The organism is Gordonibacter sp., assembly GCF_036667095.1.
Classification (GTDB): Bacteria; Actinomycetota; Coriobacteriia; order Coriobacteriales; family Eggerthellaceae; genus Gordonibacter.
The window spans coordinates 1-3719 of record NZ_JAVWUP010000222.1 but is presented as its reverse complement, the minus strand read 5'-3'; the positions used below and the strand labels follow the sequence as shown (position 1 = coordinate 3719).

The following is a 3719-nucleotide window of genomic DNA, read 5'->3' as shown; positions in this document are numbered from 1 at the left end:
GATCGTGAACGACCAGGCTGCCGAGATGTGTAAGCGCTCGAACGGACGCCTGTACGCCAACGCTGTCGTGCCGCCCTGGGGCCGCAAGGAGGACATCCACGAGCTCGAGCGATGCATCGGAGACTTAGGCATGGTAGGCGTGCAGTTGGCCTGCTGCTACGGCGACCGCTTCCTCGACGACGAGATGTTCAAGCCCTACCTCAGGGTGCTCAACGACAAGAAGATCCCCGCTGTCGTACACCACACGCCCGGCCAGAACGCCTACGAGAACTTCGACGAGTACACGGTGTTGCGCCGCGAACTCGGCCGCGTCCACGCGCAGGCGGCCGCCGTGGGCCGCGAGATCTACTCAGGGCTCTTCGACGAGTTCGAGAACCTGAAGTTCATCCATACCATGTTCGGCGGCAACTGGTTCGGCTTGCAGCACATCCTGGCCCCGCACAAGTCCACCAAGAAGAAAGAGGCCATGAACCGCCTGGCAACCAACGTGGACCACGAGGCCTACGACCGCTACCTGGCCAACAACATCTACTTCGACATGACGCATCCAATGAGCTGGGGCAAAGACCAGCTCGAGTGCGCTGCGAAGGTGAACGGCGCCGACCACCTGCTGCTAGGCTCGTCGTTCCCGGTGTTCTACGAGTGGATGGCCCGCTCTGTGGAGTCCGTCAACGCGATGGACGTCTCCCAGGAAGACAAGGACCTCATGCTGGGCGGCAACGCGGCCAAGCTGTTCAATCTTTAAGGTAAATGCACGGCGCAAGCCTGCTTGCAAGCGATGCGCCAAACAAAGGGGTGTCGACCGACACCCCCAGAAAATAAAACCGACGCCCGTAAGGGGGACGTCCGAAAGAGGGGAACTATGAGTAATCCTTCTGCTGTCGCTACAACTGGTGCGCCTACAGCAAAACCCGTAGAGAAGACTCCGTCTTATGCCTGGCCCTGTCTCATCGTATCGCTGCTAGCAGGCATCGGCATGGTGTTCGCTTGGATGTGGTTACCGGGCGTCACCTTCCCGGTGTTTAAAAGTTGGCTCGCCGAAAACAACGCGTTCTTCGCAAATCCCGCCAACTTCAGTCTTCTTTCCAATGTCATGGGACTCGTGCCCATCGGTGCCCTCATCATGGCCCTACCTACTACGTTCTTAGTACGTAAGTTCGGCCCAAAAGCTACCACACTCATCGGTCTTGGTGCCGCAGTTGTAGGCACTTCGCTAAGCGCGGCCACCGTAGGCGGCGATTTCTACTTCTTCTTGGCTGGACGTTTTATCCTCGGCCTAGGACTTTCCACTTGTGTAGTTGCTGGCCCCACCTGCGTGTCCATCTGGTTCCCCGACTCCACACGCGGACGCGCCATGGCTATCTGGTCGTGCTGGGCCCCTATTGGCATCTTTCTGTCAAACTTCGTTAATGATGGCGTGTACCACTTGGTAGGCTCAAATATCGCAAATCTCCAGTGGGTATGGGCAGTGGTCGCCCTCGCATTGGGCATTGTATTCGCCATCGTGTTCCGCGAGCCGCGTGCCGAAGAGCGCTCGCAAGTATCGCCCGATCGCAAGCCACTCAAGGCGGTCATTAAGTTTTTCAAGAGCCGCCAGCTGTGGTGCCTCATCATCATGTTCGCCATCTTCAACTACATGAACTACGCCTTCAGCCAATATCTGAAGACCTGGCTGCAAACGCCTGAACTGCTCGGCGGCTTCGGCTGGGACGCAACGACCGCCGGACTCTGGGGCGGCCTGATCGTGGCCTGCGGCGCGCTTGCTCCCATCGGCGGCCTGATCCTGGACAAGACGCCCAAGGACAAGAAGTACCTCTGCGTGGTGGTGGGCATCCTGGGCCTCACCATCTGCTCGGCCTTGGTCTTCCAGGCGTCGTTCTTCATCCCATACGTGTTGTTCTTCTGTATCGGCAACATGATGCTGAACGCCTGTTGCCGCCCGCTCGTCCCGACGTTCGTGTTCAAAGGTGGCGCCACCGCCGTCGCGTTCGGCCTATCATTCTTGACACTGGGCCAGTATGCCGGCCAAATTGCCACCAGCTACGTGTTCGCGCCATTCAGCAACAGCCTCACCGCCGCCTCCAACGTGGCCATCGAAGCCAAGAAGGCTGTGCTCGCCTCCGGCGGCACCCCGGCCGACTTCGGTGCCGCCATCGGCCAGGCTGCGCAGGGAGCGCTGGCGCAAGGCATCCACGTCGACCCGATGCTGGCCTTCTGGGCGCTCGTGCCCGTCGGCATCATCGGCTGCCTGCTGAGCTTCGGCGTGAAGCCCCCCAAGAAGCCCGCTACCGCTCCTGCCGACGAGTCCGCCCAGGGCCAGACGGCATCCCAGCACTAAGATTCCACGCTTCCGGCGGCCCGGCTTCACCGCAACCGAGCCGCCCCCTCTCAACCAGAAGCCGCTTCTCAAACGGCGGCTCACCATCCGATAAGCCTGTATCTCCGCACACGCGGGGAGAAGGGATTCATCATGAGCGATCTCGACAAGCATCCTTATGGCAGCAAGCATCGCTGCCATGCGGGTGACCCCAGCCACTCGCCTGCCCCAAATCACCAGTACCCCACCGCAAAGCATCATCGCGGTCATCTCCCTGGCATTGGGGGAGATTCAGATCGTCCGCGCACCTCCTCCGTTGCCTCCTCGCGGTTTACTCCCCCGCAAAACCTGGACACCGCCAAGAACCGTCAACGCAAAGGCTGGATCGTGCTGTTCGCCATGTTGTTCTGCGGTATCATCGTCATCATGAACCAGTTCAAAGTACCTACGTTCATGCCCGCCCTCATGGCGGACTTCCACACCGACCCCGGCGCGACCGGCTGGCTCATGTCCGTCATCGCCGTCGCCGGCATCGTCACAGCATTTCCCTCGGCGTTCCTGCTCAACCGCTTCGGCCCCAAAGGCGTAGGCCTGTTCGGGCTGGCATTCATGGTGGCAGGCTGTACAGCGGGCGCACTGTCGTCCACGTTCGTACAGCTCATCGCCGGACGCGTGCTCGAGGGTATCGGCGTTGCCATGATGGGTGTGGTTGCCACCACCGTCATCTCCATGTACTTTCCCCGCGAGAAGGCGGGGCTGCCCATGGGCATTTGGAACCTGTGGTACGTCGTGGGTTCCACGCTCGCCTACAACATCGGCATGCCGGTGGCGCTCGCGCTCACAGGCGATGCGTACAGCTGGCATGCATGGTGGTGGTTCTCCGACGCGCTGGCACTCGTGGCGTTCGTTACGTTCGCCCTGTTCGTGAGCGTGCCACATACCGGACGAGGCATCGCGGCAAAGCAGCAGTGCAAGACGGGCAAAAAAGCCCACCGTCCCGCAGCTATCCTGCTCGAGGGCTTCAAGGTCAAGCGCATGTGGCTGTTCGGCTTGGGCTTCTGCTTCCTCATGTTCACCTCGCTCGCGGTGCTTACCTGGGTGCCCACCTACGTGCAGGAAATCGAGCTGGGCAAGCTGCTGGCCCAAGGGTTGAGCACAGCCGACGCACAGGCCCAGGCCGGTATCTCGGGCGGGTCGATGGCCTCGCTCGGATTCGCCGCCTCCATACCCATGGCACTGGTCACTGCAGTCCTGCTCGGACGGTTCCAGAAGCTGCGCCAGCGCAACGTCATGGTGGTCATTGCCGGGTTCTGCGCGTTCTTCTACGTGGGAGCGTTCCTCGTACCTTACGAGTACCTGCCTTTTTACCTGGTACTGCTGGGGCTCGAGTCGGGTTGGACCA

General features: G+C 60.8%; 3 protein-coding genes. All 3 read left to right on the top strand.

The window, feature by feature from the left end; genetic code table 11:
• Positions 1-745 (top strand): amidohydrolase family protein (locus tag RR842_RS12775; RefSeq protein ID WP_332729990.1); only part of this gene is annotated, 745 nt, incomplete at its 5' end.
• Between the two features lie 117 nt (positions 746-862).
• Positions 863-2338, top strand: coding sequence for an MFS transporter (locus RR842_RS12770; RefSeq protein WP_332574752.1), 1476 nt, complete (start codon positions 863-865; stop codon positions 2336-2338).
• A 132-nt stretch (positions 2339-2470) separates the two neighbouring features.
• Positions 2471-3719, top strand: a 1249-nt coding sequence (locus RR842_RS12765; RefSeq protein ID WP_332729989.1) for an MFS transporter, incomplete at its 3' end; no start/stop codon positions are given.